Source organism: Paenibacillus sp. FSL F4-0125 (assembly GCF_038008565.1).
GTDB lineage: Bacteria > Bacillota > Bacilli > Paenibacillales > Paenibacillaceae > Paenibacillus_AQ.
In genome coordinates, this window is sequence record NZ_JBBOZJ010000001.1 from 330,956 (window position 1) to 345,859 (window position 14,904).

Here is a 14,904-nt window from a genome sequence, read left to right on the forward strand (position 1 = left end):
AGGAGAAAATAACGTAATGAAAAAGGAACTTATCTCCATCGTTTGTGGATTAATGCTCGTAAGCGCAGTACCATCTAGTATCGTTACTGCAGAGGCAGTGCAGCCCACAAGCGGCAACGTTCAAGGGAGTATAGATCAGAACATCTCTTCTAACGCCGTACTCTCTCTTAAACAGCCATGGGGACTAACTGCTGTACCTGGCAGTAATGAACTCATCATCGTACAGTCCGGAAGCGGTACGATCAGCAAGTGGAGTAATGGAGCGCTACAGACAGTGGCTGGACAAGGTGCTGAAGGATATATCGATGGCAAGAGTGCAAAGGCTTTGTTTAATCATCCGACGTACACCGCTGCTGACAGTAAAGGCAATATCTATATCAGTGATACCGATAACCATGTCATCCGAAAAATTAAGGATGGAGAAGTGTATACCCTCGCAGGAACGGGAGTAGCAGGCTATAAAGATGGACCGCCTGATGTGGCGCAATTTAACGCGCCGGGTGGATTGGCAATAGACAGCAATGACAACATATATGTAGCGGATACACTGAATCATGTGATTCGCAGAGTTACACCAAAAGGTAGTGTGACTACGTTTGCGGGTCTGCAGGGCAATAACGGTGCTTATTTGGACGGAGCAGTAGCTTCAGCCAAGTTCAATGAACCACTGGGTCTTGTATTTGATGAATCTGGCAATCTCTATGTAGCTGACAGTGGGAATCAGATGATCCGCTTAATTAAAGGCGGTAAGGTGGAGACCTTTGCAGGTAAAGCAACCCTTGTTGATCCAGTGACTGGCTATATGGCTGGAGGGTTCCGGAATGGAGAGCGTCTATCGGCGTTGTTCAATCGTCCTCGTGGATTAGCCTATGCCAATGGGGTATTGCTGATTGCAGATAGTCTGAACCATCGCGTTCGGGCTATCCAAAAGGATGGGAAAGTTATAACAGTTGCAGGGCAGGGGGACTCGGGAGATCAGGTTGGAGTATTGGATAAAGTAATGTTTGATCAGCCTTCCGGTGTTGCGCTTGCCTCCGGGAAGCTGTATGTGACCGATACGCTGAATAACAAGCTAAAGGTATTGAATCTTGATCTGCAAGCCCTTAAGCCATTGCGTAGCGAGGCTGATCTGCTTGATGCAGTTCCACTGCTGCCAGCCGGTAAGAACATGCAAGTCTGGTTGGATGGAGCGCAGGTGAAGTTCAATAGTGCTATTCAACCTCTTAAAGAGTCCGGAAAAATATATTTACCAGTTAGAGCGCTATTTAGCTCATGGGGAGCGGACATTCGCTGGGATGCGGCAAGCAAAGAGACGATGATTAGCAAAGGGGATTGGATACTCACCCTAAAGCCAGACACAAGCCTTAATGTGCAAAACATAAAGGGTACTTTGTATGTGGCAGCCGATTATTTGCCGACCATTTCGTCATTTATGCAGGTATACGATGAGGGCAGTAACGCAATTGTGCTGGAAAGTGGACAATAATCATTCAGTATATCCTTTAAATAAGTTTAGGCTGTCGAGAAAAGTCTCGACAGCCTATTTTTATGACGATAATCCTTCAACGACTTTATCAATATTCCATTTAATCATCTTAATGTAGGTGTCTCCTTCTTCGCCTTTCTTAGCTAAAGAATCGGTGAAAATCTTAGAATGTATCGGTACTCCCGTTTCATTGGAGATGGTTTCCATTGTTTTTGGATTTACGCTCGTTTCCAGAAATAAAGCGGGCACTTGATTTTTATCAATAATGTTAATGATGTTTTTCATTTGTTCTGGCGTTCCTTGACTGTCGGTATTGATTTCCCAAATAAATGCGGACTCAAATCCGTAGGCTTTTGAAAAATATTTAAATGCCCCTTCGCTTGTAACCAAAATGCGTTTCTCCTGTGGGATTTTTTCTACCGCTTCTTTGGCGTATTGATCCAATTCATTAAGTTTCTTAACATATTCTGATTGGTTATGAAGATAAAACTCTTTGTTGTCCGGATCTTTTTCGATTACACGTGTAGTGATGATATCTACATATTTAATCGCATTCTGAATATCGAGCCAGGCATGAGGATCTTCTTGAGTTTCTTTTCCTTTTTCCGTTAGGTACATTGGAGTTACTTCATCCGAGACTGCAAAAGCAACGTCCTTTTTATTAGTGACATCAAGAAGGTCCTGGAACCATCCTTTCCCTGTTTCTAGGTTCATCCCATTATAAAAAACTAAATCTGCACTAGAGACTTTACTTGTATCCTTGGGTAGCGGATCGTACATATGCGGATCTGTTCCGATGGGAACCATGCTATAGACCTCAGCTTTTTCCTCTACAATATTTTCGGTCATATCCGCGATAATGGAGTAGGTTGCAACAATCTTCAGTTTGTCATTGTCTGCTTCTCCCTCACTAACGTTTGAACATGCGGTAACTAGTAAGATGAATATTGTCAAAGAGAGCATCTTTATTGTTTTTTTCATCCTTGTTTAACCCCTTTTCTTAGAAAATTATTTTTGGGCGAGATAATAAATGATATAGCAAACAAACTTACCCCTACTAGAACAATGGTGGCACTTGTAGGTAAATTGAATCTAAAGCTAATGATCACACCTATAATTCCAGATACAGCGCCGAGGGTAGAAGCCAGGATAATCATGTGGATCAGCTTATTCGTCCAAAGATAGGATGTAGCTGCTGGAATAACCAGCATTGCAATCACAAGCACTATTCCAACTTGAGATAATGAGGATACGGTAACCACGGATAGCAGCATCATCAATAGATAATGATAGAACCCCGTTTTTAAACCAAATGCCTTAGAGACGACAGGATCAAACGAACTAATTAACAGCTCTTTATACAACAATGAAATGATAGCTATAACAACAAGCATGATAATAAATGACTGCATTAACTCGGACTGCGGGACGGCTAAAATGTTACCGAATAAAATGTGAGTTAGATCAAGCCCGCTTTTGGCAAACGTGATGAGGACAATCCCCAGTGCAAAAAAAGAGCTGAGGATAATTCCGATCGAGGTATCACTTTTGATATTGCTGCGACTTGTAATGAATTGAATGAGGATGGCTGCTAAAAGTCCAAACAATGAAGCTCCCACAAGAATGTTGATCCCTAAAATATAAGATAACGCCACACCCGGTAATACAGCATGAGACAAAGCATCTCCCATTAATGACATTTTTCTGAGTACAATAAAACTTCCTAAAACCCCTGAAACAATGCCAAGAATGATAGCAGACAATCCGGCGTTAAGCGCATAGATGGGAATGTTTAATAACGATGAGAAATAATCAATCATTATCGGCGCCTCCCATCCCTTTGATTACCAGATTACCTAAGGAGGCACCATAGGCACTGAGGATATTCCCCGGAGTAAACGTGTCTTTAACGTCACCAAAAGCAATAAGCTTTTTATTGAGAATGATGACTTTGTCAAAATATTCTTCGACTTCATGTAAATCATGATGAACGATCAATATGGTTTTCCCTTCTTCGCGAAGCTGTTTAAGCAGTTTTACAATAATTTTCTCACTGACTAGATCTATGCCTACAAAAGGTTCGTCTAAAAAAAATACATCCGCTTTTTGGGCAAGCGCTCTAGCAATAAAGACTCTTTGAAGCTGCCCTCCAGACAAATTACTAATTTGTTTATTTGCAAGATCACTTATATCTACCATGGTCATACATTCCTCGACGCATTGCCGCTCTTGTTTCCCGGGGCGCTGAAAGATCTTCAGGTTTGGGTAAGTTCCAGTCAGTACTGTATCCTTCACCGTGATTGGAAAAGTAAGATCGATGTCATTTTTTTGCGGTACATATGCGATCTTACGCTTATACTCAGAAATGTCTCTTCCCTCTACCGTCACCGTTCCGCTTCTTTTCTTAATTACTTCTAACAATGACTTAATGAATGTGGATTTCCCTGCACCATTTGGCCCGATAATTCCGACCGTATATCCAAAGGGAAGATCAATATTTACATTTTCAAGCGCTGAATTACCGAAGTAATCCACGTTTAGGTTTCTAATTTCAATCATTAAAAAGCTCCTCGTCTTGAAATTTATTGATTTGTTTCCCTAGGTAAACATTTATTCTTAGGTACAATATATTTAACAATGGGCAAAATGTCAATGAAAAAGCTTAAATTTTATGCGATTTTGAGTTGGAACAAGTACTCGATTTGTGCCATTATGGATGAAATTTTTTAGTGTTTAAAATACACACTTGACAGGTAGGAATAAAGGGTTATATGATATCACCAATCCTTAAACAGTAATTAAATGAACAGTGAAATAATTCATCCGAGCTGATTGGACCACCAAAGGCTCCCGTACTTTCCCTTGTCAGGGACTTGTGCTGGGAGTCTTTTTTGTTGGCTATGGAGAGAGATGAGGTAGGCATGAGCGATACGTATTGGAGACAGCTGGAGGAGACGGATTGGGGATTTCGCAAGGTGGTTCGCAGATTCGTAAAGGAGCGGGATAAGGTCACTGTGGAAGGGATCTCCTTACCAGGCATGCTGATTCTGCATAAAATCATTCGCGAGGGTGAACAGCGGCTTGGGGATTTAGCGGATGAACTGGACTTTACGTCAGGTGCGATCACCGCTTTGAGCGATAAGCTTGAAACAGGCGGATTTACTGTACGCAGACGTAAGGAGGGAGACCGCAGGATGGTGATGCTGGACATTACAGATAAAGGCCGGGAGATGGCGGAGCTTAACAGCAATATTGGAGAACGATGTATTTCGCTTCTGTTTGAGGGGTTTACAGAAGAGGAATTGGCACAGCAAAGTCAATTCTATCAACGGATCATCAGCAATCTGGAGGGATTCTCAGAAACCTTGCTGAAGCTGGCGAAGGAGAATGCGGAGACCGAGTCTGCACCGAACCTTGAACAGAAGCCACGAGCAGTCACAAAGAAAAGTAATTATCTTAGCTATTAAAAAAATCAAATGTAGGAGAGATGAACGATGGGACATTCAACCATATATCCAACTGGGGCAACTGTATATAATCCGGGCAAAGCATGGAGCGGCTATACTGTATTTCAAGCAGGTGAAGAAGGCGTTGTACTGATAGATATGAACGGTAAAGAAGTGCATCTGTGGAAGGGACTGCTCGGGTTTCCGGCTAAAATCTTCCCTGGTGGTTATGTGCTGGGCAGCACAGGAAGAAGAGATCCCAAATTTGGCATTCAGGATAATGTAGATCTGGTGCAGGTCGATTGGGACGGTAACATCGTGTGGAGATATAACAGCTATGAGCATATAGAAGATCCGGGTTATGAACCGCTCTGGTATGCCCGCCAGCATCATGACTATCAGCGCGAAGGCAATCCAGTGGGTTATTTTGCACCAGGGCTAGAGCCAAAGGTAGACGGTGGAAACACCCTAATCCTCGCTCACAAAAATATCTACAACCATCAAATCTCCGACAAGCAGTTGCTGGATGATACGATCATCGAAGTGGACTGGGAAGGGAACATCGTTTGGGAGTGGGCTCCAAATGAACATTTTGCAGAGCTTGGCTTTGATGAAGCGGCCAAAAACGTTCTATTCCGTGATCCTAACTCACGCTCCTTCGGGAATCTGGGCGGGGGTGTAGGTGACTGGTTGCATATCAACTCAGCTTCCTATGTAGGACCTAATAAATTTTATGATGCAGGAGATGAGCGTTTCCATCCAGATAACGTGATCTGGGATGCACGGGAAGCGAATATTATCGCAATTACAGATAAGCGTACTGGAGCTATCGTTTGGAGAATCGGTCCAGATTACTCATTATCGGAATTGAAGCATATCGATTGGATCATTGGCCAGCATCATGCACACATCATTCCGAAGGGCTTACCGGGAGAAGGCAACCTACTCGTATTTGATAACGGCGGTTGGGGCGGTTATGGTCTTCCCAATCCATCTTCACCCTTTGGGCAAAAAAATGCACTCCGCGACTACTCTCGAATTCTAGAGATTAATCCAGTGACACTCGAAATTGAATGGCAGTATACCGCGGCAGAAGCAGGCTTCTCCGTTCCGACGGATTCTTACAAATTCTACAGTCCTTATATCAGCTCAGCACAGCGGCTTTCGAATGGCAACACCATAATTACAGAAGGATCTAACGGTAGACTTTTCGAGGTTACGTCAGAGCATGAACTGGTCTGGGAATATATCTCACCGTATAACGATTCCAGAAATACAAACATGGTTTACCGTTCCTATCGTGTGCCTTATGCGTGGGTACCACAGCTGGAGCAGCCGGAAGAACAAGCGATTGAGGCGATAGATGTCACGCAGTTCAGAGTGCCAGGGGCCGTGCCTAAAGGTTCGGATTCTGTAGTAAGTGTGGCGACTACCCTGCCGTTTGTTGAAGGGGCTGCTTGTGTGGCGACAACAGATGAAGGTAGCAGCCGCAAAGCCAATGAACAAATTTAAGGGGGTGTCGTTGTGAAAAATTCATGGATCAGCTCAAGCTTCCTGCTCTTATCCTTATCCGTTGTTATCCTTTTATCAGGCTGCGGCTCCAAAGGTGATGCGTCGCCGGCAAAAGATGGAGCGATTAGCGGCAAAGTAGAGACCTTGAAGATTAAAATCGCTGACATCAATACGAATCCAACTTTTCGTGTGGCATTAGATAAAGGTATCTTTGCCAAACACGGGGTAGACGCTGAACTAGTCAACTTTGGTTCCCCGGCAGAAGGTGTAAATGCACTCTTCATTAAGCAGGTGGATGTGGCTTTCGGGGCAGATTTTCCCCTGCTGAACGCAGTGTCGAAAGGAGATTACGCGATCATCGCATCAGCGGGTCTGGCGACAGATGAAGCTTCTACTGAATGGAAGCTGTTCGTACAGGATGATATCAAGACAGCTGAGGAATTGAAGGACAAGAAGCTGAGCTTTATTCGTGGAACCTTCATTCCGTACCTTTGGGATGAATATTTGAAAGAGCATCAACTTGCATTAAGTGATGTGGAGCTGATAGGACAAGGAGCATTTGATGAGTCTTATATCGCTTTGAAGCAAGGGGCTGTGGATGGGGCATGGTTCTATGGTTCCGTTCTTAATGATAAGCTGGGTGCCCTTGCAGGTGTTCATGAGCTGACGGATATGTCTAAAACAAGCGTACGATTAGGAATGGGCATTGTAGCAGGAAATGATTTTATAACAAAAAATCCTGTGGGGATTGCGAACTTTCTCGCAGCAGTGGATGAAGCTGGAGCCTATGCACAAGCTCACCCAGATGAGGTTGCTGATCTGATGTATAAGGAAGTGAAGCAACCCAAGGAATCTACAATAAAAGATCTGCCGAATAATCCGTGGGCTCTAGGATTCACTCAAGCAGCGTATGACAGTCTTGCGAATCAGAAGAAGTATATGGTCGACACAGGAATCATCGAGAAGGATTTCGATCTGGATAGCAAGCTGAATCTTGAACCTTTAACCAAAGCTTTGCCGGAAGAAGTCACGTATAAGAAATAGGAGGGTTCAAAATGTCATTGCCTGCTAAGCAGCACACCATTCATATTGAGCAGCTTCGCAAGAGCTACAGTGAGCCAACCGCCGGAGACGTTCATTATATTATTAAAGATGTGGATCTCATAATCAAAGGCGGAGAGTTCTTCGTTCTACTCGGTCCAAGTGGCTGCGGAAAATCGACGCTGCTGAATATGATCGCCGGATTTGTTTCCAAATCTGGCGGTAACCTTCGGGTGGATAACGAAGAGGTAAATAAGCCTGGCAGAGATCGGGCAGTTGTGTTTCAACAAGCGGACTCCTCTTTATTCCCTTGGCTAACAGTTCGAGAGAATGTGGAGTTCGGACTGCGAATGAAGAAAATTGCAAAGGCAGAACGGCGCACGATATCGGATAGGTTCATCGGGCTTGTAGGTCTGAACGGGCATGAGGAAAAGTTCCCGAAGGAGCTATCAGGAGGGATGAAGCAGCGTGTTCAGCTGGCACGGGTGCTCGCCAATGATCCGGCAATCCTGCTGATGGATGAGCCCTTTGGTGCGCTTGACGCGATGACTCGGAGGACAATGCAGAAGGAGCTAGTAAATATCTGGAAACAGACGCATAAGACAGTGATTTTTGTAACCCATGATATTCAGGAAGCCTTGCTGCTGGGGGAACGGATCGGCATTATGTCTGTAGGCCCTTCCTCTAATATTACGGACATTTATGACAATACGCTGCCTTATCCGCGGGACGTAGCCTCACCGGAATTTTACTCGCTATACAACCAAATTCAGAGCCATTTCGAAGAATAGGATAGGGTGGGACAGATGATGAAATGGGTGGAAAAGAAATGGGTTTCCGTTTCGATACTATGGATTACCGCACTCTGCATCTGGCAGCTTGGGGCGGTGATCTACGGTCTGATGTAATCCCCGGACCGTGGAGTACGCTTAAGGGTGGACGGGAACTGCTGGAAGACGGAACTTTGATGCAATATATCGGGATTAGCTTTTACCGGGTGCTAAATGGCTGGGTACTCGGCAGTTTAATGGCGATTCCCGTAGGCCTGATTATTGGAAAGGTGAATGTGATTCGTATCTTTGCAGAGCCTTTTCTGAACTTTATTCGTTTTATCCCGCCGATTGCATTCATTACATTGTTTCTAGTGTGGTTTGGCATTGGGGAGCAGTCGAAGATTGCGTTGATTATGTACGCTACCTTTTTTATTGTGGTGCTAAATACCTTGACCGGTGTGATGTCCGTAGAGGAGGATAAAATCCGCTCAGCCCGCAGTATGGGCGCCAGTGAGTGGCAAATTCTGATTCATGTGATCGTCCCGGCCACGATACCGTATATTTTTACAGGCATCCGGTTAGCGATGGGAACCTCGTATATGGCGATTATCGGTGCGGAAATGATTGCTTCGAACGAAGGTGTAGGTTATCTGATTTGGAATTCACGGTTATTCTTTCGTACAGATTGGATTTTTGTAGGGTTATTCTGCCTTGGCTTTATGGGCTTTTTCACGGATCGGTTATTTGGCTGGTTCGGTAAGAAAGTGCTCTATAGATACGGCGTGGTTAGTGTCGCGGCGCGTAGAAGGTAGTGTAACTTTATTTAATAAAATAATGTAAACACCAAAGCTGCCTGAGGAAATCAGGTGGTTTTTTGGTATGTCTTACTTTTTATTTGCAAATATTCCTATCCTCCTTAATGTCACGAAAATAGTACACGCCTATACTGCAATTGGGTGCCTAACAGTTGGAGCATAGAGAAGCCCGCAAATAAGAAATAGGAGTGAAGGGGAAATCATGAAAAAAGGGATCAAAAATCAATTATCGATGGGTCTAATGTTATCCTTGCTCGTCCTGTTGCTTGCTGCTTGTGGAAATTCGGCCAAGGCTGAGGAAACAACGAATGGAAATGCTGGCACCAAAGAGTTAAGTCTGACTGAGATCGAGAATAAAGCTAAAGAAGAAGGCAGTGTTATCAGTGTGGGAATGCCGGATTCCTGGGCGAATTGGAAAGATACATGGAGTGATATGAGTAGTAAGTATGGTCTTACACATTCAGATACGGATATGTCGAGCGCGGAGGAAATTGCCAAGTTTGATGCAGAAAAAGATAAGCCAACGGCTGACATTGGAGATGTAGGGATCGCTTTTGGATCGGTTGCCGTAGATAAAGGAGTAACACAGCCTTATAAAACGTCCTACTGGGATGAAATCCCTGATTGGGCTAAGGATAAAGACGGAAACTGGATTGTCGGCTATCAAGGCACAATTTCTTTTCTGACGAACACCAAGCTTGTGGCTAATCCACCGAAGAGCTGGGAAGATCTGAAGAACGGCAGCTACAAAATCATCGTTGGCGATGTAACCAAAGCTGCTCAAGCTCAGATGGCTGTATTGGCGGCAGCAATTGCCTTTGGCGGTGATGAGTCGAACATTGAGCCGGGGATCGCTTTCTTCGAGGATTTGGCTAAAAAAGGACGCCTCTCCAATGCAGAAGCTTCCCTTGCCAATATCGAAAAAGGGGAAGTAGAAGTTACCCTGCTGTGGGATTTCAACGCTTTGAACTATAGAGATCAAATCAACAAAGATGGCTTCGCGGTAGCCATTCCGAAGGAAGGCAGTGTGGTGAGCGGTTATGCAACGATCATTAACAAATATGCACCGCATCCTAATGCTGCGAAGCTGACTCGTCAGTACATCCTTAGTGATGAAGGACAGATTAATCTTGCCAAAGGGTACGCTCGTCCGATCCGTGACAGCGTAACGCTGCCGGATGATGTTGCGGCTAAGCTGCTGCCAAAAGAGGAATATGTCAATGCTAAGCCTGTTGGTGATTACAAGGTGTGGGAAGAGACAGCTAAGACCATTCCGCAATTATGGCAGGAACGTGTGCTTGTGCATTTGAACTAGAATTGTTCTTCCCTAAAAAAAGAAGCAGGGCGCCTTCGTCACGATGCCGTAAGGCGCCCTTGTTCTATTCCCGCGACAAGGAGTGAGGAAGTTGAAACAGAAAAGCCGCGGAGTGATCCTGGCACTCATTCCGTTTGCACTGATGGTGTTGGCATTTCAGCTGGTACCTGTATTGTCCATGCTGACGGGAAGTTTCCAAAAGGCAGACGGAACTGGGTTTACGCTAGGCAATTATCTGCATGCATTGCAAAGTGCCTATTACATGCAGGCGATCAAGAACAGCTTGCTAATCTCTTTAACTTCAAGTCTGATAGGGATCATTGTCGGACTTTTTTGTGCATATTGTATTACTCGGTTCACTCCAAAGGTAAGGGACAGACTCTTAACGCTGTCGAATATGACCTCTAACTTTGCGGGGGTCCCGTTAGCTTTTGCATATATTATTTTGCTTGGAAATAACGGGGTGTTTACGCTTTTATTCAAACAGTGGGGCTGGAGTGTTTTTGCCGACTTTGATTTATATAGCTGGTCTGGTCTGATTCTGGTGTATGTCTATTTTCAGGTTCCGTTAGCCTTACTGCTCTTGTATCCGTCTTTTTATGGCATTCGTGAGCAGTGGAGAGAGGCGGCGTCCTTGCTGGGGGCAGGACCGTGGCAGTTCTGGAAGACGATTGGGCTGCCGATTCTAACCCCGGCGATATTTGGCACGCTCGGGATTCTTTTTGCCAATGCAATGGGCGCTTATGCCACGGCTTACGCATTAGTTGGCGGGAATTATAATCTGCTGGCGGTACGTATCGGTTCTCTGGTTGCTGGGGATGTGGTTACTCAGCCTGAAATGGGGAGTACGCTTGCTGTTTTGCTTGGTCTGACTACGATTTTGGCAGTTTATTTGAATCATCTGATGGTTCGGCGCACGGAAAAATTTGGAGCTAAAGCGCTCAGTAAATCGAATGTAAAAGCCAAATCTTCTCGGCGCTTATGGACAGCAGCCAGTGAGGAGGCTCGGTAATGAATATACGTAAAGCGGGCTTTGCTCCGCGTACCTTCATGCTAATGCTCATGGCGTATTTATTACTTCCACTGCTGGCAACCGGTATTTATGCCTTCGCGCAGGACTGGCAGAATACCTTGTTGCCTCAAGCGTGGACATTAAATTGGTTCGGAGAAATGTTTAAGGATATTCGTTTTTTGGAGGCGCTTTGGACCTCCCTGTATTTATGTCTGATCAGTGTTGTACTGAGTCTGGCCGTGATGCTGCCAGCTGTTTTTGTCATCACCATTTATTTTCCGCGTTGGGAGAACTTTATGAAGGTGATCGTTGTTCTGCCTTATGCGGTGCCCGGTGTAGTGGCTGCGGTGGGTCTTATTCGTACCTATTCCTCTGGCCTCTTTGATATCGCTGGAACAGCTTATTTATTGGTGGGGGCGTATTTTGTGGTCATTCTTCCCTATATGTATCAGGGCATTCGCAATAGTCTGTTGACCGTTAACACCGTAGAACTGCTGCATGCCGCAGAATTGCTTGGAGCCCGCCGCAGAACGGCTTTTATGAATGTGATTTTGCCAAATATCTGGCCTGGCGTTATCGTCTCTACCTTATTATCATTCTCCGTTCTGTTCGGTGAATTTGTCCTTACAAACATGCTAGTTGGCGGGCATATTCAGACGATTCAGGTGTATCTATATCAAAGAATGGGCGAAAGCGGACATTTAGCCAGTGCAATTGCCATCTCGTATTTTCTGTTTATTCTAGTCCTTTCGATGGTACTAATGAAGCTTGGCAAAAAGATGGGAGGAGGCGTTAAGGGATGAACGATTATCTGAAGCTGCAGGGAATACGAAAAATGTTTGGTGAGACCTGTGTGCTAGACAATATAGATTTGGAGATTCGTGAAGGGGAGCTTGTGACGCTGCTAGGACCTTCCGGTTGCGGGAAAAGTACGTTACTTCGCTGCATAGCTGGCCTTTCGGAGCTGGATGGCGGCAGAATCCTTCTAGAGAATAAAGATCTGGCAAATCTGCCGCCCCGTAAACGCGAGGTGGGGATGGTGTTCCAGTCTTATGCTCTATTCCCTAATTTGACGGTGAGCCAAAATATTGAGTATGGAATGAAGATGCGTGGTTTGTCCAAAGCCGCCCGACGTAGCCGCTGCGAGGAACTGCTGGCTTTAGTCGATCTGGAGGAGAAGCGGGATGTCTATCCGCAGTCACTCTCCGGTGGACAGCAGCAGCGGGTAGCGCTGGCCCGTTCTCTAGCCGTGCAGCCCAAAGTATTACTGCTGGATGAACCCCTGAGTGCACTCGATGCCAAGATTCGCAAGAATCTACGTGCTGAAATTCGCGATATTCAGAAGCGTTTTAACATGACGACCCTATTCGTTACGCATGATCAGGAAGAGGCGCTGATTCTATCCGACCGTATCTGCATTATGAACGGTGGGCGAATTGTTCAGGATGGAACACCGGAAGGACTGTATACCGCGCCGCGGACAGAGTTCGTTGCCCGGTTCATGGGCAGTTATAACGTATTGACTCGGCCTGAAGTGATGGCGCTGTTCCATGGAATAGATAGTGGGATGGACAGCTTTGCGATTCGTCCCGAAGCCGTAACGCTGCTGCATGAGGGAGCGGGTCAACAGGAGGCTGCTGCCGGAGCGCAGCTGGTGAATGGAATGATTAAATCGGTGTCTGTGCTTGGAAATATCATTCGATGTACGGTTGATGCTGAAGGAATCCGCTTAACGGTTGATCTTTTAAATGATGGACGCTGGCTGCGGGTTGGAGAAGGGGACAAAGTCACATTGGCGCTGAACCCTTCCGAGCTTTTACATTTAGAGCGAGAAGGAGCGTGAGTAGAATGACGGAAATGAGCAATAAACTCATTGTGGTTGTCTTGGACGGACTTAGATATGATGCTGCTCGCAAATACATGGGCTATCTGGAGCATCTTGTGGAACAAGGATCCTTATCTTGTTATCGAGTACAGTCGGAGTTACCCAGTCTATCACGCCCGCTTTATGAAGTGCTCTTAACGGGTACACCCGTGTCCAAAAATGGAATTACGGCTAACCATATTGTGAGACCTAGCCATGAAGAAAGTGTATTTCATTTGGCAGTAGCCGCTAATTTGCGTACAGCTGCTGTTGCCTATCATTGGGTCAGTGAGCTTTATAATTCAGCCCCTTTTGATCCGCTGGCTGATCGTCATCAGCATAATGTGATGAAACCGATACAGCATGGGAGCTTTTATTTCGAAGATCACTATCCTGACAGCCATGTGTTTGCCGACGCTGTGTATTTACGGAGTGCTTATGATCCGCATTTTCTATACATTCACTCCATGAATATAGATGATGCCGGGCATCGTTATGGCGGGGAGAGTAAGGAATATGAGCTTTCCGTGCGTAATGCCGACGGTCTGCTGGCCACTGTTTTGCCCATTTGGATGGAGCAGGGGTATAAGATTCTGATTACGGCCGATCATGGAATGAACGCAAACGGGTACCATGGAGGGGTCACCTCTTCCGAGCGGGATGTGCCGTTATATACGTTTGGAGTAGATGTGTTGTCTTCGGAAAAAGAGGATCAAGTAATTCCCCAGTTGCGGTTAGCTCCATTAATGTGCCATTGCTTGGGGCTTGCTCCTTCGGATGCAATGAGCAAGGAAGGCTTGCCTCCTTTTGTACAGAAGCAATTACATCATGAAGGTGCTGAGCCCTTGCCACTGGGATAAAAATTATAATAGGCAAGCACAATAAAAATCATATACGAGGAATCTGGATTTTTGTATAATAAATAGTATATTTTACCTATTTGGGAGGTTGTCTATTGAGTGCTGCTAGAGGTATGAAATGGATTACAGGCTCGTTTGAAATTATTTTGGCGATTCCATTTCTGGGTGCTACCATTGTAGTGTTCAGTGGGTACTCTGTACTGGGATTTATGTTTATTCTTCATCTAATCACTTTGATTGTATCTTTAAAGAACAATGAATCTATCTATGGTTCAGTGCTCGGAATTGTAACTTCTTTATTGGCTTGGATTCCACTTGTGGGATGGGCACTGCACTTGATTACAGGGATTTTGTTGATGGTAAGCGGTGGACAGAAGACCCGTTATCCTTCGAATCATAACTATCCACAATAATTAAAATCAGCCTAATACAGCCCGATTCGGACGTTTGTCCGGTCGGGCTGTATTCATGTTATAATGAGGGCACATTTTAGCATGAAGCACTTACGAAAGGAGGCACATCCATATGGAAGTAACAGCACAAGATGTAGCGGAATGGATGGTTAAGGAAATTCGGTTTACGGGTACCTTGTATCAGACCGCGGCGATTGAATATGTAAAAGAGAATTTTGGGGAACAATTTGTATTTGTGAATGAGAATGGCAATGCCTCACTGTCCAAGGAAGTAAAGAAAGCTTTCCGAAAGCTGCACGGCGGCAAAATCGCGTGGGATCGCGATGGTTTTTTGTGGGCGTGGACTTAAGCCGAAACATGGCGTTAT

Annotated in this window: 15 protein-coding genes and 1 pseudogene; 13 read left to right on the plus strand and 3 right to left on the minus strand. The window is 45.1% G+C overall.

Going from position 1 to position 14,904, the window contains the following annotated elements; translation table 11 throughout:
• Window positions 1–16 precede the first annotated feature (16 nt).
• Entirely contained in the window at window positions 17–1,486 is a 1,470-nt protein-coding gene (locus NST74_RS01500) for a stalk domain-containing protein (RefSeq protein ID WP_341110108.1), read from the plus strand.
• A gap of 60 nt (window positions 1,487–1,546) precedes the next feature.
• Here the strand turns inward: NST74_RS01500 and NST74_RS01505 are convergent, their stop codons facing one another.
• Genes NST74_RS01505 through NST74_RS01515 form a run of 3 tightly spaced genes read right to left on the minus strand, consistent with a single transcriptional unit; the run spans window position 1,547 to window position 4,042 of the window.
• Window positions 1,547–2,467, minus strand: a complete 921-nt coding sequence (locus NST74_RS01505) for a metal ABC transporter substrate-binding protein (RefSeq protein WP_341110110.1) — start codon at window positions 2,465–2,467, stop codon at window positions 1,547–1,549.
• A complete protein-coding gene (locus NST74_RS01510; RefSeq protein ID WP_042123483.1) occupies window positions 2,464–3,306 on the minus strand; it encodes a metal ABC transporter permease in 843 nt (280 codons plus the stop codon). The genes NST74_RS01505 and NST74_RS01510 overlap by 4 nt, the downstream gene beginning before the upstream one ends.
• The gene (locus tag NST74_RS01515) at window positions 3,299–4,042 is read right to left on the minus strand and encodes a metal ABC transporter ATP-binding protein (RefSeq protein WP_445668167.1); all 744 of its coding nucleotides are present in this window, start codon (window positions 4,040–4,042) and stop codon (window positions 3,299–3,301) included. The genes NST74_RS01510 and NST74_RS01515 overlap by 8 nt, the downstream gene beginning before the upstream one ends.
• 365 nt (window positions 4,043–4,407) lie before the next feature.
• Between NST74_RS01515 and NST74_RS01520 the strand changes: the two genes are divergently transcribed.
• The 12 genes and pseudogenes from NST74_RS01520 (at window position 4,408) to NST74_RS01575 (ending at window position 14,886) form a co-directional block, all read left to right on the plus strand.
• Window positions 4,408–4,953, plus strand: coding sequence for a MarR family winged helix-turn-helix transcriptional regulator (locus NST74_RS01520; RefSeq protein WP_445668168.1), 546 nt, complete (start codon window positions 4,408–4,410; stop codon window positions 4,951–4,953).
• Window positions 4,954–4,980: 27 nt separating this feature from the next.
• Window positions 4,981–6,444 (plus strand): aryl-sulfate sulfotransferase, encoded by a 1,464-nt coding sequence (locus NST74_RS01525; RefSeq protein ID WP_341110112.1) that lies wholly within the window; start codon window positions 4,981–4,983, stop codon window positions 6,442–6,444.
• 12 nt (window positions 6,445–6,456) lie between these two features.
• Window positions 6,457–7,488: an ABC transporter substrate-binding protein gene (locus NST74_RS01530; RefSeq protein WP_341110113.1), complete on the plus strand. Its 1,032-nt coding sequence runs from the start codon at window positions 6,457–6,459 to the stop codon at window positions 7,486–7,488.
• A gap of 11 nt (window positions 7,489–7,499) precedes the next feature.
• Entirely contained in the window at window positions 7,500–8,276 is a 777-nt protein-coding gene (locus tag NST74_RS01535) for an ABC transporter ATP-binding protein (RefSeq protein ID WP_341110114.1), read from the plus strand.
• Window positions 8,277–8,294: 18 nt separating this feature from the next.
• Window positions 8,295–9,070, plus strand: a pseudogene (locus NST74_RS01540) (ABC transporter permease).
• A 205-nt stretch (window positions 9,071–9,275) separates the two neighbouring features.
• Window positions 9,276–10,388, plus strand: coding sequence for an ABC transporter substrate-binding protein (locus tag NST74_RS01545; RefSeq protein ID WP_076116462.1), 1,113 nt, complete (start codon window positions 9,276–9,278; stop codon window positions 10,386–10,388).
• Between the two features lie 91 nt (window positions 10,389–10,479).
• Entirely contained in the window at window positions 10,480–11,400 is a 921-nt protein-coding gene (locus NST74_RS01550; RefSeq protein WP_341110115.1) for an ABC transporter permease, read from the plus strand.
• The gene (locus tag NST74_RS01555) at window positions 11,400–12,203 is read left to right on the plus strand and encodes an ABC transporter permease (RefSeq protein WP_341110117.1); all 804 of its coding nucleotides are present in this window, start codon (window positions 11,400–11,402) and stop codon (window positions 12,201–12,203) included. The genes NST74_RS01550 and NST74_RS01555 overlap by 1 nt, the downstream gene beginning before the upstream one ends.
• On the plus strand, window positions 12,200–13,243 hold the full coding sequence (locus NST74_RS01560; protein WP_341110119.1) for an ABC transporter ATP-binding protein: 1,044 nt from the start codon (window positions 12,200–12,202) through the stop codon (window positions 13,241–13,243). Before NST74_RS01555 ends, NST74_RS01560 begins: the two co-directional genes overlap by 4 nt.
• A gap of 5 nt (window positions 13,244–13,248) precedes the next feature.
• Complete coding sequence (locus tag NST74_RS01565) at window positions 13,249–14,124, plus strand: alkaline phosphatase family protein (RefSeq protein ID WP_341110121.1); 876 nt, start codon at window positions 13,249–13,251, stop codon at window positions 14,122–14,124.
• Between the two features lie 95 nt (window positions 14,125–14,219).
• Window positions 14,220–14,537 carry a hypothetical protein gene (locus NST74_RS01570; protein WP_341110122.1) on the plus strand — a complete coding sequence of 106 codons (318 nt, stop codon included), beginning with the start codon at window positions 14,220–14,222 and terminating at the stop codon, window positions 14,535–14,537.
• Between the two features lie 112 nt (window positions 14,538–14,649).
• On the plus strand, window positions 14,650–14,886 hold the full coding sequence (locus tag NST74_RS01575; RefSeq protein WP_042123499.1) for a DUF6953 family protein: 237 nt from the start codon (window positions 14,650–14,652) through the stop codon (window positions 14,884–14,886).
• The last annotated feature ends 18 nt before the right edge of the window (window positions 14,887–14,904 follow it).